The 25,613-nt window shown below is 65.9% G+C and carries 24 protein-coding genes and 2 tRNA genes; 12 read left to right on the top strand and 14 right to left on the bottom strand.

The window, feature by feature from the left end; translation table 11 throughout:
- Positions 1-19: 19 nt before the first annotated feature.
- The 3 genes from IBX22_RS17585 (at position 20) to IBX22_RS17575 (ending at position 1,468) form a co-directional block, all read left to right on the top strand.
- The gene (locus IBX22_RS17585; protein ID WP_309234655.1) at positions 20-736 is read left to right on the top strand and encodes a YoaK family protein; all 717 of its coding nucleotides are present in this window, start codon (positions 20-22) and stop codon (positions 734-736) included.
- A 72-nt stretch (positions 737-808) separates the two neighbouring features.
- On the top strand, positions 809-997 hold the full coding sequence (locus tag IBX22_RS17580; RefSeq protein WP_194816629.1) for a hypothetical protein: 189 nt from the start codon (positions 809-811) through the stop codon (positions 995-997).
- Positions 998-1,003: 6 nt separating this feature from the next.
- Positions 1,004-1,468 carry a hemerythrin domain-containing protein gene (locus tag IBX22_RS17575; RefSeq protein WP_194816628.1) on the top strand — a complete coding sequence of 155 codons (465 nt, stop codon included), beginning with the start codon at positions 1,004-1,006 and terminating at the stop codon, positions 1,466-1,468.
- 46 nt (positions 1,469-1,514) lie between these two features.
- Here the strand turns inward: IBX22_RS17575 and IBX22_RS17570 are convergent.
- The 10 genes from IBX22_RS17570 to dnaA form a co-directional block, all read right to left on the bottom strand.
- Positions 1,515-1,587 (bottom strand) — tRNA-Ala (locus IBX22_RS17570).
- An 81-nt stretch (positions 1,588-1,668) separates the two neighbouring features.
- Entirely contained in the window at positions 1,669-1,776 is a 108-nt protein-coding gene (locus IBX22_RS37480) for a DLW-39 family protein (RefSeq protein ID WP_228538854.1), read from the bottom strand.
- A gap of 82 nt (positions 1,777-1,858) precedes the next feature.
- Positions 1,859-1,932, bottom strand: a tRNA-Ile gene (locus tag IBX22_RS17565).
- 168 nt (positions 1,933-2,100) lie between these two features.
- On the bottom strand, positions 2,101-3,060 hold the full coding sequence (locus IBX22_RS17560; RefSeq protein ID WP_194816627.1) for a DUF3566 domain-containing protein: 960 nt from the start codon (positions 3,058-3,060) through the stop codon (positions 2,101-2,103).
- Positions 3,061-3,100: 40 nt separating this feature from the next.
- Complete coding sequence (gyrA, locus tag IBX22_RS17555; RefSeq protein ID WP_194816626.1) at positions 3,101-5,608, bottom strand: DNA gyrase subunit A; 2,508 nt, start codon at positions 5,606-5,608, stop codon at positions 3,101-3,103.
- A 62-nt stretch (positions 5,609-5,670) separates the two neighbouring features.
- Positions 5,671-7,704, bottom strand: coding sequence for a DNA topoisomerase (ATP-hydrolyzing) subunit B (gene gyrB, locus IBX22_RS17550; protein ID WP_194816625.1), 2,034 nt, complete (start codon positions 7,702-7,704; stop codon positions 5,671-5,673).
- Positions 7,705-8,012: 308 nt separating this feature from the next.
- The gene (locus tag IBX22_RS17545) at positions 8,013-8,588 is read right to left on the bottom strand and encodes a DUF721 family protein (protein ID WP_194816624.1); all 576 of its coding nucleotides are present in this window, start codon (positions 8,586-8,588) and stop codon (positions 8,013-8,015) included.
- A 279-nt stretch (positions 8,589-8,867) separates the two neighbouring features.
- The gene (recF, locus tag IBX22_RS17540; RefSeq protein WP_194816623.1) at positions 8,868-10,070 is read right to left on the bottom strand and encodes a DNA replication/repair protein RecF; all 1,203 of its coding nucleotides are present in this window, start codon (positions 10,068-10,070) and stop codon (positions 8,868-8,870) included.
- Between the two features lie 93 nt (positions 10,071-10,163).
- Entirely contained in the window at positions 10,164-11,324 is a 1,161-nt protein-coding gene (gene dnaN / locus IBX22_RS17535) for a DNA polymerase III subunit beta (protein ID WP_194817762.1), read from the bottom strand.
- Positions 11,325-12,197: 873 nt separating this feature from the next.
- Positions 12,198-14,264 (bottom strand): chromosomal replication initiator protein DnaA, encoded by a 2,067-nt coding sequence (gene dnaA / locus IBX22_RS17530; RefSeq protein ID WP_194816622.1) that lies wholly within the window; start codon positions 14,262-14,264, stop codon positions 12,198-12,200.
- A gap of 566 nt (positions 14,265-14,830) precedes the next feature.
- Here dnaA and rpmH point away from each other — a divergent pair.
- The 9 genes from rpmH to IBX22_RS17485 all read left to right on the top strand — a co-directional run bounded on the left by rpmH (position 14,831) and on the right by IBX22_RS17485 (position 21,822).
- A complete protein-coding gene (gene rpmH, locus IBX22_RS17525) occupies positions 14,831-14,974 on the top strand; it encodes a 50S ribosomal protein L34 (RefSeq protein ID WP_194816621.1) in 144 nt (47 codons plus the stop codon).
- A 21-nt stretch (positions 14,975-14,995) separates the two neighbouring features.
- The gene (gene rnpA, locus IBX22_RS17520) at positions 14,996-15,421 is read left to right on the top strand and encodes a ribonuclease P protein component (protein ID WP_194816620.1); all 426 of its coding nucleotides are present in this window, start codon (positions 14,996-14,998) and stop codon (positions 15,419-15,421) included.
- Positions 15,418-15,777 (top strand): membrane protein insertion efficiency factor YidD, encoded by a 360-nt coding sequence (gene yidD, locus IBX22_RS17515; protein ID WP_194816619.1) that lies wholly within the window; start codon positions 15,418-15,420, stop codon positions 15,775-15,777. The genes rnpA and yidD overlap by 4 nt, the downstream gene beginning before the upstream one ends.
- A gap of 4 nt (positions 15,778-15,781) precedes the next feature.
- A complete protein-coding gene (gene yidC / locus IBX22_RS17510; RefSeq protein WP_194816618.1) occupies positions 15,782-16,870 on the top strand; it encodes a membrane protein insertase YidC in 1,089 nt (362 codons plus the stop codon).
- A gap of 138 nt (positions 16,871-17,008) precedes the next feature.
- Complete coding sequence (locus tag IBX22_RS17505) at positions 17,009-17,515, top strand: protein jag (RefSeq protein ID WP_194817761.1); 507 nt, start codon at positions 17,009-17,011, stop codon at positions 17,513-17,515.
- 147 nt (positions 17,516-17,662) lie between these two features.
- On the top strand, positions 17,663-18,391 hold the full coding sequence (rsmG, locus tag IBX22_RS17500; RefSeq protein ID WP_194816617.1) for a 16S rRNA (guanine(527)-N(7))-methyltransferase RsmG: 729 nt from the start codon (positions 17,663-17,665) through the stop codon (positions 18,389-18,391).
- Between the two features lie 400 nt (positions 18,392-18,791).
- Positions 18,792-19,742, top strand: a complete 951-nt coding sequence (locus IBX22_RS17495; RefSeq protein ID WP_228539102.1) for a ParA family protein — start codon at positions 18,792-18,794, stop codon at positions 19,740-19,742.
- 42 nt (positions 19,743-19,784) lie between these two features.
- Positions 19,785-20,834: a ParB/RepB/Spo0J family partition protein gene (locus IBX22_RS17490; RefSeq protein WP_194816616.1), complete on the top strand. Its 1,050-nt coding sequence runs from the start codon at positions 19,785-19,787 to the stop codon at positions 20,832-20,834.
- Positions 20,835-21,102: 268 nt separating this feature from the next.
- Positions 21,103-21,822, top strand: a complete 720-nt coding sequence (locus tag IBX22_RS17485; protein WP_194816615.1) for a GNAT family N-acetyltransferase — start codon at positions 21,103-21,105, stop codon at positions 21,820-21,822.
- Between the two features lie 73 nt (positions 21,823-21,895).
- Here IBX22_RS17485 and IBX22_RS17480 read toward each other — a convergent pair whose 3' ends face one another.
- The 4 genes from IBX22_RS17480 to IBX22_RS17465 form a co-directional block, all read right to left on the bottom strand.
- Positions 21,896-23,092 carry an N-acetylmuramoyl-L-alanine amidase gene (locus IBX22_RS17480; RefSeq protein ID WP_194816614.1) on the bottom strand — a complete coding sequence of 399 codons (1,197 nt, stop codon included), beginning with the start codon at positions 23,090-23,092 and terminating at the stop codon, positions 21,896-21,898.
- A gap of 275 nt (positions 23,093-23,367) precedes the next feature.
- Complete coding sequence (gene trxA, locus IBX22_RS17475; RefSeq protein WP_194816613.1) at positions 23,368-23,694, bottom strand: thioredoxin; 327 nt, start codon at positions 23,692-23,694, stop codon at positions 23,368-23,370.
- Between the two features lie 32 nt (positions 23,695-23,726).
- Positions 23,727-24,707 (bottom strand): thioredoxin-disulfide reductase, encoded by a 981-nt coding sequence (gene trxB, locus IBX22_RS17470; RefSeq protein WP_194816612.1) that lies wholly within the window; start codon positions 24,705-24,707, stop codon positions 23,727-23,729.
- Positions 24,708-24,797: 90 nt separating this feature from the next.
- Complete coding sequence (locus tag IBX22_RS17465; RefSeq protein ID WP_194816611.1) at positions 24,798-25,538, bottom strand: hypothetical protein; 741 nt, start codon at positions 25,536-25,538, stop codon at positions 24,798-24,800.
- Positions 25,539-25,613 lie beyond the last annotated feature (75 nt).

Genomic DNA, 25,613 nt, shown 5'->3' with positions numbered 1-25,613 from the left:
CCCTGGAGGAGCCTGACCTGTGAAGCATCCGGATCTGGCGCGCAAACGGGCCCTGTACGACGCCGAAGCCCGCATCTCCTGGGTGCTGGCCGCACTGGCCGGTTTGATCGGTGCGGCGGCATTCATGCACACTGCCGGCTACTTCGTCACGTTCATGACCGGCAACACCGAGCGCGCCATCCTCGGCCACTTCAGCGACGATCGGGACATGGCTGTCGCCGCGGCCGCGCTGCTGGCGTCCTTCCTGTCCGGTGTCATCGTCGCCTCCTGGTGCCGGCGGCACTTCTGGCACGCGCACCCGCACGGCCCCACCCTGCTCACCACCGTCAGCCTCGCCGTCTCCGCGCTCACCGACCTCTACCTGGTCAGCCACAACGACGACGCCTCCCGGATCGAGTTCATCCCGATCCTGTTCGTCGCCTTCGGCGTCGGCGCCCTGAACACCTCCTTCGTCAAGGACGGCGAAGTCTCGATCCCGCTCAGCTACGTCACCGGCACCATCGTGAAGATGGGCCAGGGCATCGAACGCCACATCGGCGGCGGCGACTACGCCGACTGGCTCGGCTACTTCCTGGTCTACGCCGCCTTCGCCCTCGGCGCGTTCTTCGGCGGCCTGCTCAGCCTCGCGGTCCCCGGCTGGGCCATGCTCATCACCGCGACCGTGGTCTGCCTGCTCACCACCTGCTACACCTACCTGCACCTGGACCGGCACGGCCCACTCGAGGAGAACCCCTGACCCTCGCCAGGGCATCCGACACACTGCGAGCACTGCCGATTCACGCGGTTTCCCCATGTCACGCTGTCGAGCATGCGTAAATCCGTCCGAATCCTGGGCCTGACCATCGGTGTCCTGGCCATGAGCACGACCTTCGCCGGGCCCGCCCACGCCGGTGTCGAGGAGGCCACCTACCTGATGGTGTCGTGCGCCGTGAAAGCGAAAGGCTTCGACTACCCGCTCTGTGTGCTGAACAACCTCGAGACAGCCGGTCTGAAGTAGCCCGTCATGTGTCACTACTGCGGCTGTCGCGATATTCCGTTGATCAAGGAGTTCATCGCCGAGCACGAGGCGGTCTACAACCTCTCGGGCCAGATCGAGCGTGCGCTCGAACACGGCGATATCGCCTCGGCCCAAAGGGATTTGGTGGCGATCGAACGCCAACTGCGGGCGCACTGGGCGGGTGAGGAACAGGGCCTGTTCGCGGTGATGCGCGACGACCCCGACTGCACGAGCTACATCGACGCGCTGGAGGCGGAGCATCGCGAGATGACCCTCGCGCTGACCACAGCGGATCTGACCGCCCCTGAGGGACGCGACCAGGTGCGGGCATCCCTGGCAACGCTGTGGCCGCATATCGCGAAGGAAGAGGACGGATTGTTTCCCATGTCGCTCACCACGTTGTCCGGCGAGCAGTGGGACACCGCCATCGACGCGTGGGAACGGGTACACGGCCGCCAGGTCCCCCGCTGAACGAAAAATGGCCCACGCTCTTGATGAGCGCGAGCCACCTATCGAGTGGAGCCTAGGGGAATCGAACCCCTAACCCCTGCCTTGCAAAGGCAGTGCTCTGCCAATTGAGCTAAGGCCCCTTACCGCCCGAAACGGTACCTGTCGAGCGTTTGCGGAGTCAAACAAGCCCATGGCGAGCGAACTGCCGGATCAGGCAGAGATCAGCGGCTGGTCACTTCGTGCCACAGATCAGCGTCGTCGCGCTTGCGCAGCTTGCTGATTCCGATGAGGACGACGACCGCAATACCAACGGTGAGAAGAAGTTTCATGAGACCCACCCTACTGGGAGGAGAGGAAACGAGAAATGGCTCACGCTCTGTGTGAGCATGAGCCATATTTCGAGTGGAACGGTGGGCCTAGGAGGACTTGAACCTCCGACCTCTTCGTTATCAGCGAAGCGCTCTAACCGCCTGAGCTATAGGCCCGTAACGACTCTGCGGTGTAGTACCCGAGCCGAGGACAAAGATTACCCGACACCCCCTGGTACAACCAAAACGGCTGGTCAGGGGAACATTCCTCGGCGTGCCGGGAAATGCCGAACGGCCGGTGCCGACCCCTTGGTGGGCTGGCACCGGCCGTCGGGAGAACGTTTCCTAGTCGGGGTCGGCCAGGGTGACCTGGATACCGCCGACGAGGTCGCAGCACTGGTTGTAGATGAACGTGCCGACCGTGCCGAGCGCGGTGAACAGCACCACGTTGATCAGCCCGATGACGCCGGCGTAGCCGAAGACCGTGCCCGCGTCGATCAGGCCCACCGAACCGCTGTCCTGGGACACCATGTCGGTGAAGGTGTTGTTGAGCCGCTCCCAGACGCCCATGCCCTCCAGCACGATGTAGAGCAGGCCGACGGCCAGCATCCACACGAAGAACAGGGCCACGCTGATCACCAGCGAGATCTTCAGCGTCGACCAAGGGTCGATGCGGCGGATCTGGACGGTGGCGCGCAGGGGTTCACCGGCGGCCGCCGCGGCGACCGCGACCGGCGCCGCGGGCGACACCGGGTGGTACTGCGGCACCGAGGAGGCCTCCTGCGGCGGCAGCGGGTGCCGGATCTCGGACAGATCGGGCATGTCCTTGATGAGTTCCGGCCGCGCGATGCTGCGCGTCGGTCCGTCGATACCAACGGATTTCACCATCGCCGCTTCCTTGCGCGCGGCTTTGGCGGCAAGGTCGGTGGTGGTGCGGGCGTTGGTAACGCCGCCGTTCAGGCCGCCCGCGGGCCGCCCGGTGACCGGCGCCTGGCCGGGCCGGTACAGGTTGGACTGCGGTTCGCGCTGTGGAAGTTGCGACCAGCCTTCCTGATAAGGCGATTGGCCGCCGCCGGTCTGCTCGACCGGCTCGGACTGTTGCTCCCGCCCTTCGGCGCCGGGGTTGCGGTCCGGCGCCTTGGACGCGAATTCGTTTTGCTGATCCGGATTTTCGTTCGACTGCCCGCCTTCGGCCGAAGCGACCGGCCGGGAAATCGGCCGCGGCGGAATCGGGGACGGTGAGATCCGTTCGGTCACACCGTTCGTGTGCTGCCGCTCGTCATTCGGCTGATTCGGAGTGGTCAATGGGAATCCTTAGATCCGTTCGTTGCCGCCGCTGGTGGATTTACTCGGAACCGGTGCTGTCATCGTCGGCGAGCAGTTCGGGCTCGTCGGCGTTGCGCGCGATAGCAAGCAACGTATCCCCATCCGCGAGGTTCATCAATCGCACGCCCTTGGTCTGTCGTCCAGCCTTACGCACCTGCTTCGCCGCCGTGCGGATTACGCCGCCGCCGGACGTGATCGCGTACAACTCATCCTCGTCGTCGACGATGAGCGCACCGACCAGAGTGCCACGCTTGGCGTCGAACTGGATAGTCAATACACCTTTACCGCCTCGACCCTGTGCGGTGTACTCCTCGATCGCGGTGCGCTTGGAGTAACCGCCGGAGGTCGCGACCAGCAGATAGGTCTCGGGGCGAACCACGTTGAGCGACAACAGCTCATCGTCGGTGTTGAATCGCATGCCCTGCACACCCGAGGTGGCGCGGCCCATCGGGCGCAGCGCTTCGTCGGTGGCGGAGAAGCGAATCGACTGACCGTGCGCCGAGACGAGCAGCAGATCGTCCTCGGCGGCGCACAACGCGGCGCCGACCAGTTCGTCCTCGTCGCGCAGGTTCACCGCGACGATGCCGCCGCTGCGGTTGGAGTCGAAGTCGGTCAGCTTGGACTTCTTCACCAGGCCGTTCTTGGTGGCGAGCACCAGGTACGGCGAGTCCTCGTAGGACTGGATGCGAATGATCTGGGCGATCTTCTCATCCGGCTGGAAGGCGAGCAGGTTCGCCACGTGCTGGCCGCGCGCGGTCCGGCTCGCTTCGGGCAGCTCGTAGGCCTTGGCCCGGTACACCCGGCCCTTGTTGGTGAAGAACAGCAGCCAGTCGTGCGTGCTGGTGATGAAGAAGTGCTTGACGATGTCGTCCTGCTTGAGACCCGCGCCCTGCACGCCCTTGCCGCCGCGCTTCTGCGAGCGGTAGAGGTCGGTCTTGGTGCGCTTGGCGTAACCGGTCTCGGTGACGGTGACGACCACGTCCTCGCGGGCGATCAGATCCTCGTCGGCGACGTCGCCGTCGGCCGCGACGATCCGGGTGCGGCGCTCGTCGCCGAACTTCTCGACGATCTCACGCAGCTCGTCGCGCACGATCGCGCGCTGCCGCTCGGGCTTGTCGAGAATGTCCTTCAGGTCCGCGATCTCGGCTTCGATCTTCTCCAACTCGTCGACGATCTTCTGCCGCTCCAGCGCGGACAGGCGACGCAGCTGCATATCGAGAATGGCCGTGGCCTGGACCTCGTCGATGTCCAGCAGCTGCATCAGGCCGACGCGCGCGGTATCGGTATTGGCCGACCGCCGGATCAGCGCGATGACCTCGTCGAGCGCGTCCAGTGCCTTGACCAGGCCGCGCAGGATGTGGGCCCGCTCCTCGGCCTTGCGGAGCAAGTACCGGGTACGCCGGACGATGACTTCCAACTGATGCGTGACGTAGAGCCGGATCATCTGGTCCAGGCGCAGCGTGCGCGGCACACCGTCGACGATGGACAGCATGTTGGCGCCGAAGCTGGTCTGCAGCTGGGTGTGCTTGTAGAGGTTGTTCAGCACCACCTTGGCGACGGCGTCACGCTTGACCGTCACCACGATGCGCATGCCGACGCGGTCGGAGGACTCGTCGTGGATATCCGAAATGCCCGCGATCTTGCCGTCTTTCACCTGCTCGGCGATCGCGTTGATGAAGTTGTCGGTGTTGACCTGGAACGGCAGCTCGGTGATGACGATGGTGGTGCGGCCGCGATTGTCCTCTTCGATCTCGACGACACCGCGCATGCGGATGGAGCCGCGACCGGTGCGGTAGGCGTCCTGGATGCCCTGGCCGCCGACGATCAGGCCGTAGGTCGGGAAATCCGGACCCTTGACCCGCTCGATGCACGCTTCGAGGGTGGATTCCTCGTCGGCGTCGTAGTTCTCCAGCGCCCAGTAGACGGCTTCGGCGAGCTCATTGAGATTGTGCGGCGGGATATTGGTCGCCATGCCGACGGCGATGCCGTTGGAGCCGTTCATCAGCAGGGCCGGCACCCGGGCGGGCAGCACCGTCGGTTCCTGCGAACGACCGTCGTAGTTCGCTACGAAATCGACCGTCTCGTGGTCGATCTCGCGCAGCATCTCCATGGCGAGCGGCGTCAGACGGCACTCGGTGTAACGCATGGCGGCCGCGCCGTCGTTGCCGCGGGAACCGAAGTTGCCCTGGCCGTCGACCATCGGGTAGCGCAGCGACCACGGCTGGGCCATCCGGACCAGAGTGTCGTAGATCGACGAGTCGCCGTGCGGGTGGTAGTTACCCATGGTCTCGGCGACCGGACGAGCGGACTTCACATAGCCGCGATCGGGACGGTAACCGTTGTCGTACATCGCGTAGAGCACGCGCCGGTGCACCGGCTTGAGGCCGTCGCGCACATCGGGCAGCGCACGGCCCACGATCACGCTCATCGCGTAATCGATGTAGCTGTTCTGCATTTCGTTCTGGATATCGACCGGTTCGATCCGGTCCCCGGCCCCGCCGTTGGGTGGCAGAGTGGTCTCAGTCATGCGGTGGTCTCCTTAGATGGCCAGGCCTGAAAGCGCTGGGAAGCTGCTGGATTCAGGTCGGGCTAGACGTCGAGGAAGCGAACATCCTTGGCATTGCGGGTGATGAAACTGCGACGCGCCTCGACGTCTTCACCCATCAGGATGGAGAACAGTTCGTCGGCGGCGGCGGCGTCATCGAGGGTGATCTGGCGCAGCACCCGCACCGACGGATCCATGGTGGTCTCCCACAGTTCCTTGGGGTTCATCTCGCCCAGACCCTTGTAGCGCTGCACGCCGTCGTCCTTGTTGATCTTCTTGCCGGACGAGAGGCCGGCCTCCATCAGCACGTCGCGCTCCCGGTCGGTGTAGGCGAACTCGGGCTCGCTGCGCTGCCACTTGAGCTTGTACAGCGGCGGCTGCGCGAGGTAGACGTGCCCCTGCTCGACCAGCGGGCGCATGAAACGGAACAGCAGGGTGAGCAGCAGCGTCGAGATGTGCTGGCCATCGATGTCGGCGTCGGCCATCAGCACGATCTTGTGGTACCGCAGCTTGGCGATATCGAACTCGTCGTGGATGCCGGTGCCGAACGCGGTGATGATCGACTGGACCTCGTTGTTCTTGAGGACCCGGTCGATGCGCGCCTTCTCGACGTTGATGATCTTGCCGCGCAGCGGGAGGATGGCCTGGTACATCGAATCTCGGCCGGACTTGGCCGAGCCGCCGGCGGAGTCGCCCTCCACGATGTAGATCTCGGACTTGACCGGGTCCTTGGACCGGCAGTCGGCCAGCTTGCCCGGCAGACCGCCCAGATCGGTGGCGGACTTGCGGCGCACCAGCTCGCGCGCCTTACGCGCCGCGACGCGGGCCTGCGCGGACGAAACCGCCTTGTTCACAATGGTCTTCGCGTCGGCCGGGTTGGCCTCGAACCAGTGCTGGATATGCTCGTTGCACGCCTTCTGCACGAACGACTTGACCTCGGTATTGCCCAGCTTGGTCTTGGTCTGGCCCTCGAACTGCGGCTCACCGACCTTGACGCTCAGGATGGCGGCCAGGCCCTCACGGATGTCGTCGCCAGTGAGGTTGCCGTCCTTGTCCTTGATGAGCTTCTTGTCCTTGGCGTACTTGTTGACCACCGTGGTCAACGCCGCGCGGAAGCCCTCCTCGTGCGTACCACCCTCATGGGTATTGATGGTGTTGGCGAAGGTGTGCACAGATTCCGAGTAGCCGGAATTCCACTGCATCGCGACCTCGAGCTCGTGGCCGGGGCCCTTGCCGGTGAAGGACACGATCGAGTTGTGGATCGGCTGCTTGGTCCGGTTGATGTGCTTGACGTAATCCTCGAGCCCGCCCGGGTAGTGGTACGTGCGGGTCTTCACCTTCGGCGTGCTCGCCGCGGCGGTGTCCTCGGCATGTTTCGGCGCCTCGGCGGTCTCGCTGACCACCTCATCGGTGATTTCGCTGGCGGTGACGCGCTCATCGGTGAGGGTGATGGTGAGTCCCTTGTTCAGGAACGCCATCTCCTGCAGGCGGCGCGAGACCGTCTCGAAGTTGTAGGTGGTGGTCTCGAAGATCTCCGAGTCCGCCCAGAACCGGATGGTGGTACCGGTGCGCTTGGTCGGCTCGCCCTTGATCAGCTGGCCCGGCTTGGCGTCCTTGTAGGTCTGGCTCCAGTGGAAGCCGGCGTTGTCGATCTCGGCCTCGAGCCGGCTCGACAGCGCGTTGACCACGGAGATACCGACACCGTGCAGACCGCCGGACACCGCGTAGGAGTCGGAGTCGAACTTGCCGCCGGCGTGCAGCTGGGTCATGACCACCTCGATGGTGGGGATGCCCTGCGCGTGCATGCCGGTGGGAATGCCGCGGCCGTCGTCGACCACCTCGACGCCGCCGTCGGCGAGGATCCGCACATCGACGCGCGAGGCGTGACCAGCCATCGCCTCGTCTACGGAGTTGTCGACGACTTCCCAGATCAGATGGTGCAGCCCGCGCTCACCCGTGGAGCCGATGTACATACCCGGCCGCTTGCGAACCGCCTCGAGCCCTTCGAGGACCGTGATGGAGGAAGCGTCGTAATCACCGGATGTTGCTTTGGTCGAGCCCGATTCGTTGGCAGCCACTTGTCGGTAGCTCTCCTTACTTGCTGATCCTCGGGACAGCGGCCGGACAGTACGCGTGAAACCCCGTAGTCTGGACTGGTCGAAATCTGGGGTCCGAGAGCGTGCCGATCCGAACGCGCCGAAGGTTCGCCGCTAGTTACGCCACCATCCTACTGGTAGACCCAAGCCACAGTGCACCTAACACACCCCTCACGGCTCCGTGGCTCAAAGAAATCGACTCCACACGTGTCCCGTCGGCCATCCGGCGGTTTGATCCGTCTCTCCGACCGCCTAGGGCGCACTAGTTACTTGCCCCGAAATAGCGTGGTCTACCCGTAGGTGTCGCGTGGGCCGCGACCGCGGACGTGGCGTTCGCCCTTGCGCCAGCTCGGAGCTGCGGGCCCGGTGATCTTCAACTGGGTGACGATGCCGTTCCCCACCGCGGCCGCGATCTTGGCCAGGATCTGGCTCTGCAGCATGCGCAGTTGGGTTGCCCAGGCGGTGGATTCGGCGGCGATGGACAGCACACCGTCCTTCAGCGTCACCGGATTCGCGTGCGAGGCGATGTCCTCCCCCACGACCGTCGACCACTGACCGAAGACCATGCCCTCGGCGACCTTTGCCGACCAGCCTCGATTCTTGGCGAGGGAGCCCGCGAGTTTGAACAGGGGCTGTGGATCACGGGCATCCGGACCCGGGCCGGACCATCCCGAACGACCACGGCGCGCACCGGGGCGCAGGCTCCGCTTCGGCGAGGCCCGGCCCTGGCCGACCGATTTACCGCTGGCCCGCGCCGCCGCCCTGGCCTCCTCGAGGGCGCGCCGGGCCAGATCGACACCGCGCAGCTCCGGTTCGCCGCCGGGTGGTTGTGCACCGGCGCCGTGCTGTTCCGACTGGTCGGTCATCACCTGCTCCGTTCCGGGTTGTCCCCAGTTTTGCCGAGTTGTCCCCAGGCGCTGATGCAGCTGGCCGGGGGTGGAAATCCCGTGGTCAGCGGCTCGAGCACACAAGATCGAACGTCTGTTCGCCCCGGTCAAGTGGGTGTTCTGCACAACAACCACAATTCGAGCCACCAAGCCGCAGGACGGTGGCGGCGGCGATTCGTGCCAAGTTGTCCACAGAACCTGTGGATAACTCTTCGAGCCGGTGACCACCGCCGATCCGGGGACGCGGCGGAGGGAACTCTACGGGAGATCACCGACATCGCGCTGTCCCAAATCGTCAGGTGTGACGATTCGAGAGGTGCGCCGGTCTGCCTCCCCGGTGGTTTCCACCCGCAGCGGCACCGCCTCGAGTTCGGCCGGCACATCTTCGGGGACGGCGGCGGTGATGAGGACCTGCTCGGCGCCGGCGGCCACGGCGGCCAGCGCGGTGCGGCGGCGGCGGTCGAGTTCGGCGAAGACATCGTCGAGCAGCAGGACCGGCTCGGTGCCGCCGGCGCGCAGCAGCTCGAACGCGCCCAGCCGCAACGACAGGGCGAACGACCACGATTCCCCGTGGCTGGCAAAGCCTTTCGCCGGCGAGCTGCCCAGCAGCAGGTCCAGGTCGTCGCGGTGCGGGCCGACCAGGCACACCCCGCGTTCCAATTCCTTGGATCGGGCAATCCCCAACTCGCGCAACATGATCGCTTCCAGATCCGGGGCGTCACCGGGCTGCGGTTCCCGCGCCGGGTCGAGCAATTCCGGTGGCAGATAGCCGCTGCGGTATCCGATTGCGGCGGGCCGGGATTCGGGCGCGATCGATGAATAAGCCTGTGCAAGATGGGGATAAAGATCGTGCACCAGGCGCAGCCGCTGCGCCAGCAACTCTGCGGCATGGGTCGCCAGGTGGCCGTCCCACACGTCGAGGGTGCTCAGATCCGACTTCGAACGTGCCTGTCGTCCAGCGGTTTTCAGCAATGCCGAGCGCTGGCGCAGCACCCGGTCGTAGTCCGCCCGTACCGCGGCGAGCCGTGGGAGCCGAGCTGTGCACAACTCGTCGAGGAAGCGCCGCCGCTCCCCCGGATCGCCGCGGACCAGCGACAAATCCTCCGGCGCGAACAACACCGTCTGCAGAATGCCGAGAATCTCGCGTGGCCGGCGCACCGGCGATCGGTTGATCTGTGCCTTGTTGGCCGCGCCGGCGTTCAGTTCGACATCGATGCGCAATTCCCGGCCGGTGTTGACCACGGTGGCGCCGACTCGGGCCTTCGGGGCGCCTATGCGGATCATCGGCGCATCGGCGGCGACCCGATGGGAGGCGAGTGTCGCCAGGTAACCGATCGCCTCGACCAGGTTCGTCTTGCCGTTGCCATTCGACCCCAAGAAGACGGTGCGGCCTGGGGATAATTCCAGCTCGGCCTGTTCCCAGGACCGGAAATCACGCAGTGACAGCGCCCGGATGAACATCGTTAACCCATTCTGACCTGCGGAAGAACCCGTCCCCACGACGATTGGACCGGGTTGCACCCGGTTATGCACAGACGTTTGCACCCCTGGGGATCAGCCCGGCAGCCGGACCGGCATCAACAGGTAGATGTAGGGGCTCGGCAGCGCGGCGAAGGCACCGGAGTCGAGCACTTCGGGCTCGACCTCGCCGACCGGCAGCAGCACCGCGGGGCGGCTCGGCGTGGTGAACCCGAAGGTGACCCGATCCGAGTGCAGCGCCGAGAGACCGTCGACGAGATAGCCGGGGTTGAACGCGATGGTCAGCGGTTCGCCGCGGAAATCGGCCTCCAGCCACTCCTCGGCGCGGCCGGCGTCGTCGCCACCCGCCGACAGCAGCAGACCCTCGCTGGAGAACTCCAGGCGCACCTGGGCCCCGCGCTCGGCCACCAGCGCGACACGCTTGATGGCTTCGGACAGCGCCGAGACCGACAGCGTGGCAATGGAAGTGTGCTCCTTGGGGAGCAACTGGCGGAACTTGGGGAACTCGGCATCGAGCAGGCGCGTGGTGGTGCGGCGACCGGCGTTCACGATGCCCAGCAGGCCATCCGCGCCCGCTCCTGTGCCCAGGGACAGCTGCACGGGGGCATCGGAGGCACCGAGGGTCTTGGCGGCCTCGGAGAGCGTCTTGGCCGGAATCAGCACCGCGGTCTCGATATCGGACTTCTCCGGCTTCCACTCGATGTGGCGCACCGCGAGGCGGAACCGGTCGGTGGCCGCGAGAACGACCTTGGAGCCCTCGATCTCGACGCGGATACCGGTGAGCATGGGCAGCGTGTCGTCGCGGCCGGCGGCGACGGCGACCTGGCCGACCGCCTCGGCGAAAACATCCACACCGAGTTCACCGGTCATCTGCGGAACTTCGGGAAGCTGGGGATAGTCCTCGACCGGCATGGTGGGCAGGGAGAACTTGGCGCTGCCGCAGCTGATCAGGACCCGGGTGCCGTCGACGGAGACATCGACCGGCTTGTTGGACAGCGCCTTGGTGATGTCGGCCAGCAGGCGGCCGGAGACGAGAACCTCACCGGGACCGGCGACCTCGGCGGCGACGCGCATCTGCGCGGACACCTCGTAGTCGAAGCCGGAGACCGTCAGGCCGTCCTCGTTGGCTACCAGCAGCACACCGCCCAGGACGGGCACCGGAGGCCGGGAGGGGAGGCTGCGTGCGACCCAGGCAACGGATTCCGCGAAATCCTCACGGGCGACCCGAAACTTCATGCTTTCCATCGCCCGATCTGTCCTCTCCCAGTCTTGGAGTCGATACTGCCGTGATCCGTGTGCGGGGCCGAACGTCGTAAGAGGGTACTGGATCGGCCGCCCCTCGAAAGTCTGGCATGGGCGACCGAGAACAAACCGTACTCGGGAAGTCCGGATGAACCTAGCCCGACCCTCCGGTGCATGCACCAGTGAGTGCCGGGATGTGTGTGAACGAGCGAGTTCCGGGTATCGCGTCGATCGAGTCAGCCGAACTTGCCGATGCGTCGATCGGTGCCTGGCTCCTGCCCTCGATGCGCTCTTCGGCGAGTGGCTCGGTGCGTGACCCTCCTCGACGGACTTTCCACACACCCTGTTTTGAAGAGATCTCTCTAATTGAGAGAACTGAAGTAGTAGTAGGCACTGTGGAATCTGTGGACTGCGCCTGTTTTAGCAGGTAGCGATGCATGGTGCCGTGGGGATGGCCGGCGGATGACTCGAGGATGAACCGGGGGTGTCTGTGGACGCCGGAAAGTTGTCCCGCATTCATCCTCGAGTGCTCCTCGAGTTGTTCCACCGTAAACCGGCGTTTGTGCACACGTGTGCAGGAACAGGTGCACAACTCGAGGATTCCTCGAGGACTTAACAGGGACTCCTCGAGGAATCCACAGGCGTTAACCGACTGTCTGCCTGGTCAGTGCCTGTGGGTAGCTGCGGCTGTTAGCGATGGGGACAACTGCCTGTGAGTGGCGGCTCCCAGGCGGCCTCCACAGGGTGTGTGCGAATCGGTGCACAACCTCGAGGATTCCTCGAGGACTTAACAGGAATTCCTCGAGGAATCCACAGGCAAAAAAATGCACCGCCCCAGTTCAGGGCGGTGCACAGGTGTGGATAACGTTATCGGGAGCGTTGTTTGATTCGGGCTGTGAGTTCTTGAACCTGGTCGTACACGCGGCGGCGTTCGGTCATCTCCTTGCGCACTTTTTTCTCCGCGTACATGACCGTGGTGTGGTCTCGGCCGAACGCCTGGCCGATCTTCGGCAGCGACAGATCGGTGAGCTCGCGGCATAGATACATCGCGATCTGGCGGGCTTGCGCTAGCGGCCGGGCCTTGCCGGGACCGGTCAGCTCCTCCAGCGTGGTGTTGAAGTACTCCGCGGTCACCGCCATGATCGTGGCCGCGTTGATCTCCAGCGCCGCGGTTTCCGGCATCAGATCGCGCAGCACCACCTCGGCCAGCGGCAGATCCAGCGGCTGCCCGTTCAGCGAGGCGAACGCGGTGACGCGGATCAGCGCGCCCTCCAGCTCCCGGATATTGCGTTCCACCCGGCTGGCGATCAGCTCCATCACGTCGTGCGGCACGTCGAGCCGGTCCATGCGCGCCTTCTTGCGCAGGATCGCGATCCGGGTCTCCAGCTCCGGCGGCTGCACATCGGTGATCAGGCCCCACTCGAACCTGGTCCGCAGCCGTTCCTCCAGCGTCGCCAGCTGCTTGGGCGGCCGGTCCGAGGACACCACGATCTGTTTGTTGGCGTTGTGCAGGGTGTTGAAGGTGTGGAAGAACTCCTCCTGGATGCCTTCCTTGCCCTCGATGAACTGGATGTCGTCGACCAGCAGGATGTCGGTCTCGCGGTAGCGGCGCTTGAACGCCACCTTCCGATCGTCACGCAGCGAGTTGATGAAGTCGTTGGTGAATTCCTCGGTCGAGACGTACTTCACCCGCATGCCCGGGAACAGCCGCTGGGCATAGTGCCCGGCCGCGTGCAGCAGGTGCGTCTTGCCCAAACCCGAAGCGCCCCAGACGAACAGCGGATTGTAGGCACGCGCGGGCGCCTCCGCGATGGCGACCGCGGCGGCGTGCGCGAACCGGTTGGACGCACCGATGACGAAGGTCTCGAAGGTGTACTTGGCGTTCAGGCTGGCCGAGGAGCTCGGCGCCGGCGTCTCCTGAGTTTTGGTGAAGTAGGTCGGCCAGGAGTTGCGGGCGCTGACGATCGGCTCGTCGTCGTCCTCGTGATCGGGATGCGCGGGCCTGCTGTCGCGGGCCGGCTGTTGTTCGCGGGGCTGGTGCTCCCGGCCGGGGTGTTCCCGCGCCTGGTGCTCCCGCGGCTGGTGTTCCCGGCTCGGATGCTCCCGGCCGGGATGTTCCCGGACCGGCTGATGGACGGCGGCGATCACCGGCTCGGGCTCGTCGTGGTGCGACGACCGACCGCCCGGATCGCGGCCGGGACCACGCATCGGGACCGGCTCGGGGGTGAACAACGACTCCTGTCCGGGCGGCCCGGACTCGCGGCGCGTGGACTGACCATTCGGCCGGGCGGCCGGCTCGGGCGCCGGCGCGGCCGGCGCCGAGACCGGGGCCGGGTAGTCCTGCCCCGAGTAGTAGTCGTTGGCCGGACCGTATTCCGGCATCGGTTCGTACTCCGGCTGCGGCTGATAGTCGGGCTCGTAATTCGGGGCGGGCTGGTAGTCCGCGGCCGGGGCGTAGTCACCGCCACCCTGCTGATAGTCGGGTGCGGAGTCGTAGTCGGTGGTCGCGCCGTAGCGCTGGGGCTGGCCGTAGTCGCCACGCGCCGAATAGTCCGGCGCGGGGGCGCGGCGGGGTTCCCGGCGTTCGGGCCGGCTGGTCATCCGCGCGTGCCGCGGATTGGCCGCCGACCGGTCGCTGGGCGACTGGGGCGGTGCGGCGATCCGCACGCCGAGCCCTTCGACCTGGGGGCCGAGGCGGCGACCCAGGGAACGCAGGATCGGTTCGCGCAGATCGCGTTCGATGGCTTCCTGGGCCAGCGACGAGGGCACCGAGAGCAGAGCGAAGCCCTGCGCCACGGTGATCGGCTTGACCAGCTTCAGCCAGGCCTGCTGTGCTCTGGTCACCGGGGGGATGGCGCCGTCGGGCGAGCCGGTGGTGAGCTCAGCGATCACCTCGGGCCACACAGTGGCCAACACGTTCTGCTCGTCGTCCATGCAGTGTCCTCCCCAGTAGATTTGTCGATAGGCGCAGACGACCGGGGCATGCGGGCATCTAAGGTAGCGGCGAAGGGCAGCCGTCGGCCTACGAATATGCCACCGGAGGGGTGTTTCCACACAATTATCCACAGATGTGGAAAACCCTGGGGACATGTGAAATACGCTTCAGCTCGGCCGGTGTGTCGCTCTCACCTGCCGATATTCAGCTATCGACTGGCTACCGCCGGGGCGCCGCGCACATCCCCGCGGCTAGGGGTGTTGATAGGTGAGCAGGGAGTCCACAGCCCTGTTCATAGGTTGACCTGGTCCGACGACCGGCTTCGTGGGGGCTGAGTTTGACCCACATCTAGGGGGTAAGTACCCTCGTACAGTCACCCCTTGGTGCGGTGGCGGTCCTGTGCTGACCGCGTTGAGGTCGTTACCGACCCTGTGCGCCAGGACCGACGCGCATCGATGATGACCAGACTTGCAATGCTTTGTGTGGCTCAGCATCGCGCAGAATACGTTTTACCGACCAGCTATCGGGCGCCGCCTGGCGCCCACAAACTCGAGGAGTGTTGACCGTGGCCAAGGGCAAGCGGACGTTCCAGCCGAACAACCGTCGTCGGGCGCGCGTCCACGGCTTCCGTCTCCGGATGCGGACCCGTGCGGGCCGCGCCATCGTTGCCGCGCGTCGCGGCAAGGGTCGCAAGACCCTGACTGCCTGATCCTCGCATTCGGACGCTCGGGTGTTGCCTGAGCCGTATCGGTTGCATCATCGTGCCGACTTCTCCCGGACGGTGCGCCGCGGCCAGCGAATCGGGAGGCGAGATCTGGTCGTACACGTGCACGTTCGCGGGTATGACGGAATCGTGGGCACGAGTTCACCTGACGGCGCAGCATCTCCGGGGCTGAAGGCTCCGGCGGGTGCGCTGGTCCGCGTGGGCGGTCCGCGATTCGGATTGATTGTCAGCAAGGCGGTGGGCTCCGCGGTGATTCGACACCGTGTGGCCCGCCGCCTGCGTCATATGTGCGGCAAGGTGATCCACGATCTACCCGCCGAGGCCGATATCGTGATCCGTGCGCTGCCCGGCGCCGCCGACGCCAGCTCGGACGAGCTACTCCGTCAGCTCCGGGGCGCGTTGCGCAAACTCGATGGGGCCCGGTCGTCGTGAGAAGCCTCGTGCGGCTGCCGGCTCGCTTGTTGATCTTCTTGATCGAGCTGTACCGGACCTACGTCTCCCCCACTCGAATGCCGGTGTGCCGCTTCACACCAACCTGTAGCGAGTACGCCGTCACCGCGCTACGCACCCGGGGCCTGTTCGTCGGGCTCGGACTGACGGTCGTGCGACTGCTCAAATGTGCGCCCTGGCACCCTGGTGGGTGGGACCCCGTTCCGGAGCGCCGCACGCGTGCCCGGGATGGGGCCGCTGCCGACACTGCCACGTCCTCCGACGACGCAGCGGCGCCACACGCTTGTAAAGGATCACCGCCCGCGGTGATCGGCGAACCGAACGACGGGAGTGCATAGAGCCGTGCTCGACTTCATTTATTACCCGGTGTCCTGGATCCTCTGGTTCTGGCATCGAGTCTTCGCGGCCATCCCCGGCCTGGGCAAGGACAGCGGTATCGCCTGGGCGCTGGCGGTGGTCTTCCTTGTCTTCACGCTTCGCGTCGTGCTCTACAAGCCGTTTGTGAAGCAGGTCCGCACGACCAAGCAGATGCAGGAGCTGCAGCCCCAAATCAAGGAGCTGCAGAAGAAATACAAGAACGACCGCCAGAAGATGGCGCTGGAGATGCAGAAGCTCCAGAAGGATCACGGCTTCAACCCGCTGATGGGCTGCCTGCCCATCTTGGCGCAGGTGCCGGTGTTCCTCGGTCTGTTCCATGTGCTGCGGTCGTTCAACCGGACCGGCCACGGTTTCGGTCAGCTCGGCATGAGCATCCAGGACAACGCCAACACCCCGAACTACGTCTTCAACGCCGCCGATGTGCAGTCGTTCCTGAGCGCTCGTCTCTTCGGTGCGCCCATCTCGGCCTTCATCACCACCCCGGTGAGCGAGCTGCAGGCGTTCGCGATCGATGGCCAACTGCCCTCCAGGGTCGCCATCGGCGCCGTCGCGATCCCGCTGATGATCATCGCCGGTCTGGCGACGCACTTCAACGCGCGCGCCTCGGTGGCCCGCCAGAGTGCGGAGGCCGCGGCCAACCCGCAGGCCGCGATGATGAACAAGCTCGCGCTGTGGGTGTTCCCGCTCGGCGTGCTCGTCGGTGGCCCGTTCCTGCCGATCGCCATCCTGCTGTACTGGGTCGCGAACAACATCTGGACCTACGGGCAGCAGCACCTCGTCTTCGGCCGTATGGAGAAGGAAGAAGAAGAGAAGAAGCAGCAGAAGCTCGAGCAGCGTGCGCAGAACGCGCCGAAGCCGGGCGCCAAGCCGGTGAACGTCCGGAAGAAGCAGTCGACCGACGCCGATGCGATGGACGTGGTCGAGGATGTGGTGGACACGGTTTCGTCGAACGGCACCGGTGCCGCCAAGCCCAAGAGCTCGGCCCAGCGTCGTTCGGGTGGCGGCCAGAAGCGTCCGAACCGCGGTCGAGCCAACCAGAAGCGGCGGCGCTGACACGCCCGCTCGCACTGAGCAGCAACCCCTTGATCGCGTACCACCCGGCGGCGATGGCCAGGCGGTCGCGGCGAGCAGATGAAGGAAAACCAAATGACTGTTGAGACCGACGGAGGGGACGCCACAGTGGCGACGACGATGGTGAGCGCCGAAACGGAACCAGCTGAAGTCGCGACCGACTCCGAGGAAGCCCTGATCGAAGAGGGCGAAATCGCGGGCGACTACCTCGAGCAGTTGCTCGATGTGCTGGATTTCGACGGCGATATCGATCTGGACGTCGAAGGCGATCGCGCGGTGGTGAGTATTGATGGCGGCCGGGATCTCTCGAAGCTGGTCGGCCGTAATGGCGAGGTGCTCGACGCGCTGCAGGAGCTGACTCGCCTCGCGGTGCAGCAGGCGACCGGTGTGCGTAGCCGGCTGATGTTGGATGTGGCCGGCTGGCGGGCCAAGCGCCGTGAGGAACTGAGCGAGCTCGGTACCGCCGCGGCGCAGCGGGTGCTGGAATCGGGTGCGCCCGAAGCGCTGGCGGCGATGACTCCGTTCGAGCGGAAGATCGTGCACGACGCGGTCGCCGCCGTCGACGGCGTCGAGAGCGAGAGCGAAGGCGTGGAGCCGAATCGCCATGTGGTGGTCGTTCCCGCCTGATTCTTGGGTGGGGTTGGGGGACGGAACGTTTCGTCACCCTGACGTTTTGGACAGGGCCTCTGGTTTCCGGACCGGAGGCCTTCTCCATGTCCCGGGTGCAGTGCTCGGTGTCCGGTTCAATACTGTTGACCTATCGAACGCGGAAGGATGTTTCACGTGGAACGGGATCTCGGTGAAAGCACTCCCCTGCCAACCGAGTTGGAACCGCCCGCCGAAGCCGCCACGGTTTTCGGCGACCGGTTGGATATCGCGCGGATGTACTGTGCGGCGCTCGCCGGCGCCGGCGTGGAGCGCGGGCTGATCGGTCCGCGTGAGGTGCCGCGGCTATGGGATCGGCACATCCTCAACTGTGCGGTGCTCGGCGAGCTGATCCCCGAGGGCGCCACGGTGGTGGACATCGGCAGCGGCGCGGGACTGCCCGGGATCCCGCTCGGCATCGCGCGACCGGATCTCCGGATCACGTTGGTGGAGCCGCTGTTGCGCCGCACCATCTTTCTGAGCGAGTTCATCGAAGCCGCCGGGCTCGACATCACCGTGGTGCGCGGGCGCGCCGAGCAGTCCGGTGTGCTGAAGGAAGCGGGTGGCGCGGACATCGTCACCTCGCGTGCGGTCGCGCCGCTGGCGAAGCTGGCGCAGTGGTCCCTCCCCCTGCTCCGTGATCACGGGCGGATGCTCGCGCTGAAGGGCGTCAGCGCGGCAGAGGAACTGGAGCGCGACGGCCAGGCACTGGCGCGCGCCGGGGCGAGCAATGCTCAGGTCCTCGAGTGCGGCGCGGGTCTGGTTGCCACGCCGACTCTGGTGATCAGTGCGGAACTACTCCCCCGGGCCGAGCGGACTACACGTCGTGCGGTGCGCGGCAAGAAGTCACGCGACTGAGCGGATCCGCACCCGCGCCGCTTGTTTCACATGAAACATCGTCACTCAGTGTCGTACACCGGAGTGCGCTGTTTCATGTGAAACATGCGAAAGTTCAGGCCGTTCGGCAAGGGCGGTACCGGTCAATTCGCTTGTCCTCTGCGCCGCACCGCGATTCAGCTTTCTAATCCCGCTCAGTGCTGGCAAGCTATGTCACGTCGGGCGTGAGCGTTGTTGCCGCGAAGGAATATTGGTACGCGGGATGACTCCGCTCGATGTTCAATCCGACTCAGCTGTTTTGAAGTCACATGCATCGGCGTTCGGCCGATGGTGCGTGATCTGAAGTTCTCGGTTAGGAGCTGTTATGTCGAGCGGTCCGGCGAAGAATGTTTCACGGGAAACGACGTCGCGCGTGCCGGGGATGCTGGACTCCAGCAACCTCGACCAGGAAGCCTTCGGGAGCACACCGTTCGGGCACATCTCCCCTAGCGAGACCCCGATCGCGGCCGAAGCCCAGCGCGCCAGCCAGATATTGCATCCAGGAAAGGTGACTGTGCCGAAACCGCACGAGCAACGCATCATCACCATCGCCAATCAGAAGGGCGGCGTCGGTAAGACGACAACGACGGTGAATCTCGCCGCGGCCCTGGCGCATCAGGGGATGACCGTTCTCGTGATCGATCTCGATCCGCAGGGCAACGCCAGCACCGCCCTCGGTATCGAGCATCATTCGGGTGTGCCCTCCAGCTACGAGCTCCTCATCGGTGAGGTCTCGGTGAAAGAGGCGATCCAGCAGAGTCCGCACAACGAGCGGCTGCTGTGCATCCCCGCCACCATCGATCTGGCCGGCGCCGAGATCGAACTGGTCTCCATGGTGGCCCGCGAAGGCCGACTCAAGGCAGCGATCGAGCAGGCGAACATCGCCGGCTACGACATCGATTACGTGATGATCGACTGCCCGCCTTCGCTCGGTTTGCTCACCGTCAACGCGCTCGTCGCGGCGAAGGAGGTGCTGATTCCGATCCAGTGCGAGTACTACGCGCTGGAGGGTGTCGGGCAGCTGCTCCGCAATATCGGTCTGGTGCAGGCGCATCTGAATCCGCACCTGCACGTGTCCACCGTGATCCTCACGATGTACGACGGCCGCACCAAGCTGGCCGACCAGGTCGCCGACGAGGTCCGCGCCCACTTCGGCGACGCGGTACTGCGCTCGGTGATCCCCCGCAGCGTAAAGGTCTCGGAGGCACCGGGATACGGCATGACGGTGCTCGATTATGATCCAGGCTCCCGGGGTGCGATGAGCTACCTCGACGCGGGTCGGGAAATGGCGCAGCGGGCGATGACGAAGGCCGCTACTGGCGGCGCGGCGTGAGAATGCTCGGTCTGCTGGCGACGAGAAGGGATCGGTAAGCCGATGAGTCAGGCGAAGAAGGGTGGGCTGGGGCGCGGCCTGGCCGCATTGATCCCGACGGGGCCGGCGGCCAATCCGGCGGCCATGGGTGCTACCCATGGCATCGCGCCGGGAATGGGCAGCGCCGCGGCCAACGTGGTGATCGGTGTCGATCCCATCGGCCCGCAGCCTGCCTCGGCCTACCTACATCGGGTCCCCGATCCCACCGACGACGACGCCGATCTGAACCTGGCGGGCGCGACCTACCGCGAGATCCCGCCGGCGCAGATCGAGCCGAACCCGAAGCAGCCGCGCCACGTCTTCGAGGAGGAGGCGCTCGCGGAGCTGGTGCACTCCATCAAAGAGTTCGGCCTCATGCAGCCGATCGTGGTGCGCCGGGTGGAACCGGGCGTCGATCGCTTCCAGCTCGTCATGGGCGAGCGGCGCTGGCGGGCCTGCCAGGAGGCGGGGCTGGAGAGCATTCCGGCCATCGTCCGCGAGACCGCCGATGAGGCGATGCTGCGCGACGCCCTGCTGGAGAACATCCACCGGGTGCAGCTGAATCCGCTGGAAGAGGCGGCGGCCTATCAGCAGCTGCTCGAGGAATTCGACGTCACCCATGAGGAGTTGGCGTCGCGCATCGGCCGTTCCCGGCCGGTGGTCACGAACATGATCCGGTTGCTGAAGCTGCCGATCCCGGTGCAGCGCCGGGTTGCCGCGGGTGTGTTGTCCGCCGGGCACGCGCGTGCTCTGCTCGGGCTCGAGGCCGGCGCCGACGCGCAGGAAGTGCTCGCCGCGCGGATCGTCGCCGAGGGCCTATCGGTGCGCGCCACCGAAGAGGCGGTGACGCTCGCGAATCGCGATCCGGAGAACGCTGCCACTCCCCCGGTTCCGCGCCGCAAGCCGATCCATATGCCGGGTCTGCAGGATGTCGCCGAGCGGTTGTCGGAATCCTTCGACACTCGGGTGACGGTGAGCCTAGGTAAGCGCAAAGGCAAGATTGTCGTCGAGTTCGGTTCCGTCGAGGATCTCGAGCGCATCGTCGGAATGATGCAGGCCGAACAGCTCGGCTAGTGACGAAAATCGCCCCGGAAACCCGGCAACCCCGCACTTGACGCCGAAACGTCACTGTGACGGCGCATTTCAGCGCTCGGTTCTGCCGGTCCGAACGGGCGCACTGACAACAGCACAGACCCTTTCGAGTGACCTGCAAGCAGTCACTAGCGGCGAGTGGAGTGAGGCGGGTTCCCTTTGATCGCTTATTCTTGCGGGCGAGCAATGGCAACAAAGCGGCGTGCGCGAACGCATGGATGAATCGGACAGCTGGAGGCTGAGCAGAGCGGTGTCGACCAGCGTCACAGCACTTTCCCTCGGAGAACTCGATAAGCTCCCGGCACACGCCAGGCGCTGCGTTTTCTGGGAGATGGATCCCGCCGTCGCCGCGGATTCCCGCGCATTCAGCGACCCGGTCTTCGAAAAGGAAGCCTGGCTGTCCACGGTCCTGCTGGAGTGGGGCTCGTGCGGTCAGGTCGCCGCGGTCGACGGCAAGGTCGCGGGATGTGCGTTGTATTCGCCGCCGAGCGACGTTCCGCGCGCCGCCTTGTTCCCCACCTCCCCCGTGAGCCCGGACGCGGTCCTATTGACCACGCTGCGGACCGAATTCCGCTATTCCGACTCCGATGTACCGCACCGGCTGCTGCAGGCGGTGGTGGCCGATCTGGTGCGTCGTGGTGTGCGGGCACTGGAAGTGTTCGGTATCCGCAACGGCCCGGCCACCCAGGCCATGTCCGATCGTTCGGTCGGTTCGATGATGCTGATGGAGCGGATCGGCGCCCCAGTGCGGGAGAACCCGGCCGCCGACTGCTCGCCGGAGACCTGCATGATCGACGCCGACTTCCTGGAGGACGCCGGGTTCGAGGTGGTCGCGGCGCATCACAAGTTCCCGCGCCTGCGGTTGGAGTTGAACTCCGATCACGGCTGGAAGGAAGACGTGGAACGCGCGCTCGATCAGCTGCTGGCGGCCGCGGAGCTCACCGTGCCGTTCCGCATCGGCGCCGCCTAGTACCGACAGCGAAGAGCCCCTGTCCGGATCATCCGGCAGGGGCTCTTTCGTCAGTTGTCGGGGCCGAGGGCGCTCAGGCCCGGTCGGCGGCCGCCAGTTCTTCGGCGAGCAGCTCGGCGAAAGTGTATGTGCCGGTGGGCTGGTCGTCCTGGCCGAGCAGATACAGCCGCTTCACCGAGATCAGGATGGCCTCGGCGATGACATCACGCATGCGCGGATTGGTGAGTACCGACGCGTCGTAATCGTTTGTCAGATAACCGATGTCGATCTGCACCGTCGGCATCTTGGTGAGCCGCAGCAGATCCCAGGTGCGGGAGTGGGTCCGGCAGTCCTGCAACGAGGTTCGGGCCACCACCTCGCGCTGGATGAAATCGGCCAGCACCTGGCCGATCATCGACACCGAGCCGTGCGAGTTGCCGAAGTGGAAGCCCGCCACGCCGTTGGCGGCCGGGCTCGGGTTGGTCGCGCAGCGCAGTGAGATCATCAGATCGGCGTCGAAGCCGTTCGAGGTTTCCGCGCGCTCGGCATCGGTGGGGTTGGCGCCCCACGGCCGGGACAGGAATGTCTCCATGCCGGTGGCGGCCATCCGGCCTTCCAAGCGGCTCGCGAGATCCCAGAGGATCTCCGATTCGTACACGTCGCCGTATTCGGTGGCCACGGGGTGACCCTTGTCGGGACCACCGAGACCCGGATCGATGACGATCCGCTTACCGGTCAGCTGCGGGCCGGCCCGGTGCACGACTTCTTCCTCGGTGATCCGGTGCGGGTTGCCGCCGGTGACGCGGGCGCCGAGCAGTTCCAGCGAGCGGAGCGTTTCCGGGCCGCAGATGCCGTCGGCGGACAACCCGATCTCGCGCTGGAACGCGGTCAGCCCGTCGTGTGTTTCCTTGCCGAAGTAGCCGTCGACGCGATGCACATAGAAGCCGAGGTCCTGCAGGCGACGTTGCAGGGTTGCGACATCGTCGCCGTACAGCGGTGCGGCCAGCTGATAGATGAGAGTCCGGGAGCCCAGCCGGTAGGAGGCTTCCTTGAGCGCGCGATAGGTCGCGGGGCCCACGACGCCGTCGACCAGCAGGCCACGATGTTGCTGGAACGCGCGGACGCCGGAATCGACCTGGTTGTCGAACACCGCTTCGGTGTCTTTCCAGTATTCGCGTGGGTCCGCGGAACCGGTGCCTGCGATGTGCCCGTGTAGAAATCCGAGACTTGCCAGGGTGCTCCGAACCTCTGCGACGGCTGGACCGGTATCGCCGTGACGAAGTCGGTGCATGCGTGAGAGCCCTTTCCTTCCGTCAACCCGGGTACCCACTCATGCGAGGGTCTAACACCCTGCGCACGACCGGAGCTGTGCTCGCGTCGATTGTCTCAGACCTGGCCCGGAATTCGGCAATTCACGGGGTCCAGGGCATCCTACGGCGCGTCGTGGGGCCGCGATGTCCTAATGACACCGCGAATTACAGCACCGGGCTCTGGGGGATTAAACGGGGAGATTACCTGATCGAACCCCGCAGTCGGACTACGGGGTTCGTTAGGGGATTTCCCGGGTCAGATGATGCCTTCGAGCTCGCGCAGCAGCGCCGCCTTGCCCTTGGCACCGACGATCTGCTTGACCGGCTTGCCCTTCTCGAAGAGCACCATGGTCGGGATCGACAGGATCTTGTACTCCTTGGCGGTCTCCGGGTTGGCGTCCACGTCCACCTTGGCGATGGTCAGCTTGTCGGAGTGTGTGCCCGCGATCTCCTCCAGCACCGGCGCGACCATCTTGCAGGGGCCGCACCAGGTGGCCCAGAAGTCGACCAGCACGGGCTTCTCGCTGAGCAGCACCGTATCGGCGAAGTCCTTGTCGGTGACGGTGACCGTGTTTGCGGACATGGATATCTCCTTGAATCGGGAAATGGGGAGGTCTAGTTCGCCGCGACGGGCTTGCCCGCGTGATCGAGCGTGTTGCTGGTGATGTCACCCTGCTCGGCCAGCCAGCGCTCGGCGTCGATCGCGGCACGGCAGCCGGTGCCGGCCGCGGTGATGGCCTGGCGGTAGGTGTGGTCGACCAGGTCGCCCGCGGCGAACACGCCGGGCACCGTGGTGGCGGTGCCGGGGTGCTGCACCTGCACGTAGCCCTCGGCGTCCAGCTCCACCTGGCCCTTGACCAGCTCGCTGCGCGGGTCGTGGCCGATCGCCACGAACAGGCCGGTCGCATCCAGCTCGGAGGTTTCGCCGGTCTTGGTGTCGCGCAGGGTCAGCGAGGTCACCTTGTCGGTGCCGTGCACCTGGAGGACCTCGGCGTTGAGCCGGAACTCGATCTTCTCGTTGGCCTTGGCGCGCTCCAGCATGATCCGCGAGGCGCGGAACTCCTCGCGGCGGTGCACGATGGTGACCTTGTTGGCGAACTTGGTGAGGAAGGTCGCTTCCTCCATCGCCGAGTCGCCGCCGCCGACCACCACGATGTCCTGGCCACGGAAGAAGAAGCCGTCGCAGGTGGCGCAGGCGCTGACGCCGCGGCCCAGCAGGTCCTGCTCCCCCGGCACGCCGAGGTAGCGGGCCGCCGAACCCATGGCGAGGATGATCGCGTAGGCCTGGTAGGTCTCGTCGCCGACGGTGACGGTCTTGATCGGGCCGGCCAGGTCGATCGCGTCGACGTCCTCGGTGCGGACGTCGGCGCCGAAACGCTTGGCCTGCTCCCGCATTTCGTCCATCAGGTCCGGGCCCATGATGCCCTCGCGGAAGCCGGGGAAGTTCTCCACCTCGGTGGTGGTCATCAGGGCGCCACCGAACTGGGTGCCCTCGAAGAGCAGCGGCTGGAGTTCGGCGCGGGCCGCGTACACGGCGGCCGTGTATCCGGCCGGTCCGGAGCCGACGATGATCAGGTCGCGAACTGGCGTTGTCATGGGGCCCTTCCGAGAAGAAAACGTGGGACGGTTCGGTCAACAACAGCCTAATGTCCGTTGTTCCCGGGGGAATTTACCCGTCCCGCGGCCCTAACCGATGTCGGTGACGTTCTTCACCTGCGGATCGCCCGGTGTGCAGTTGGTCCCGACGACCAAGGCGGTGATCTTGCGCCCGTCCGGGCCGCTCAGCAGGATCAGGACCGCCTCGGCGCCCTTGAATCGCATGTCGGTGGAGCCCAGCAGCTTTCGATCGCCCAGGCCGGCCGCGGCGACGCAAGCGGAGAGGGTGGGGCGGTCGGCGAGGGCGCCGGTCACCTCGAAGCGGCCCAGGGCGGCCAGGGCGACGGAGGCGGGGAACACATCGTCGTCGACGGGCGCGGAGGTCGGCGGCTGGGCAGTCGGAGTGCCGGGGGTGGTCGCGGCGTCACGGAAGAGCTGGATCGCGAAACCCGCCCCGGTGAGCAGTACGACGCCCGCGGCGGCCGCCGCGAGCCAGCGCAAACGCCGGCCTCGGCGCTCGGCCAGCGAGATCGGCGCATCGGGGCGTTCCGCCGGCGCTGCCGGTTCCTCGGCGGACTCGAGCTCCTCGGCGAAGGACTCCAGCCGGGCCGCCACGTCGGCGGGCATCGGTTCGGGGGCGCGGTCGCTACCGGCCAGGGCGCGCAGGGCGGCGTTCACCTCGTCGAGCGAGTTCAGGTAGCTGCGGGCCTCCGGATCCTTGCGGACGACGGGCCACAGCTCGGCGCTGACTTCGGGCGTCAGATTGTCCGCGTGCAGGTCGGCGAGCAGCTCCGGCGAGAACGGAGGCTGCGGATCGGACCGTGTCGCCATCGCACCTCCAGTGGTCTCGTATTGCTGCCGTGTAGTACATCGCTGGGTTGTTCGTCACTATTAATGACGCATCCC

Origin of the sequence: Nocardia sp. XZ_19_385 (genome assembly GCF_015355755.1) — a bacterium.
In the GTDB taxonomy this organism is placed as follows: domain Bacteria; phylum Actinomycetota; class Actinomycetes; order Mycobacteriales; family Mycobacteriaceae; genus Nocardia.
The sequence above is the reverse complement of the archived record's forward strand: the minus strand, read 5'-3'. Positions and strand labels throughout refer to the sequence as shown.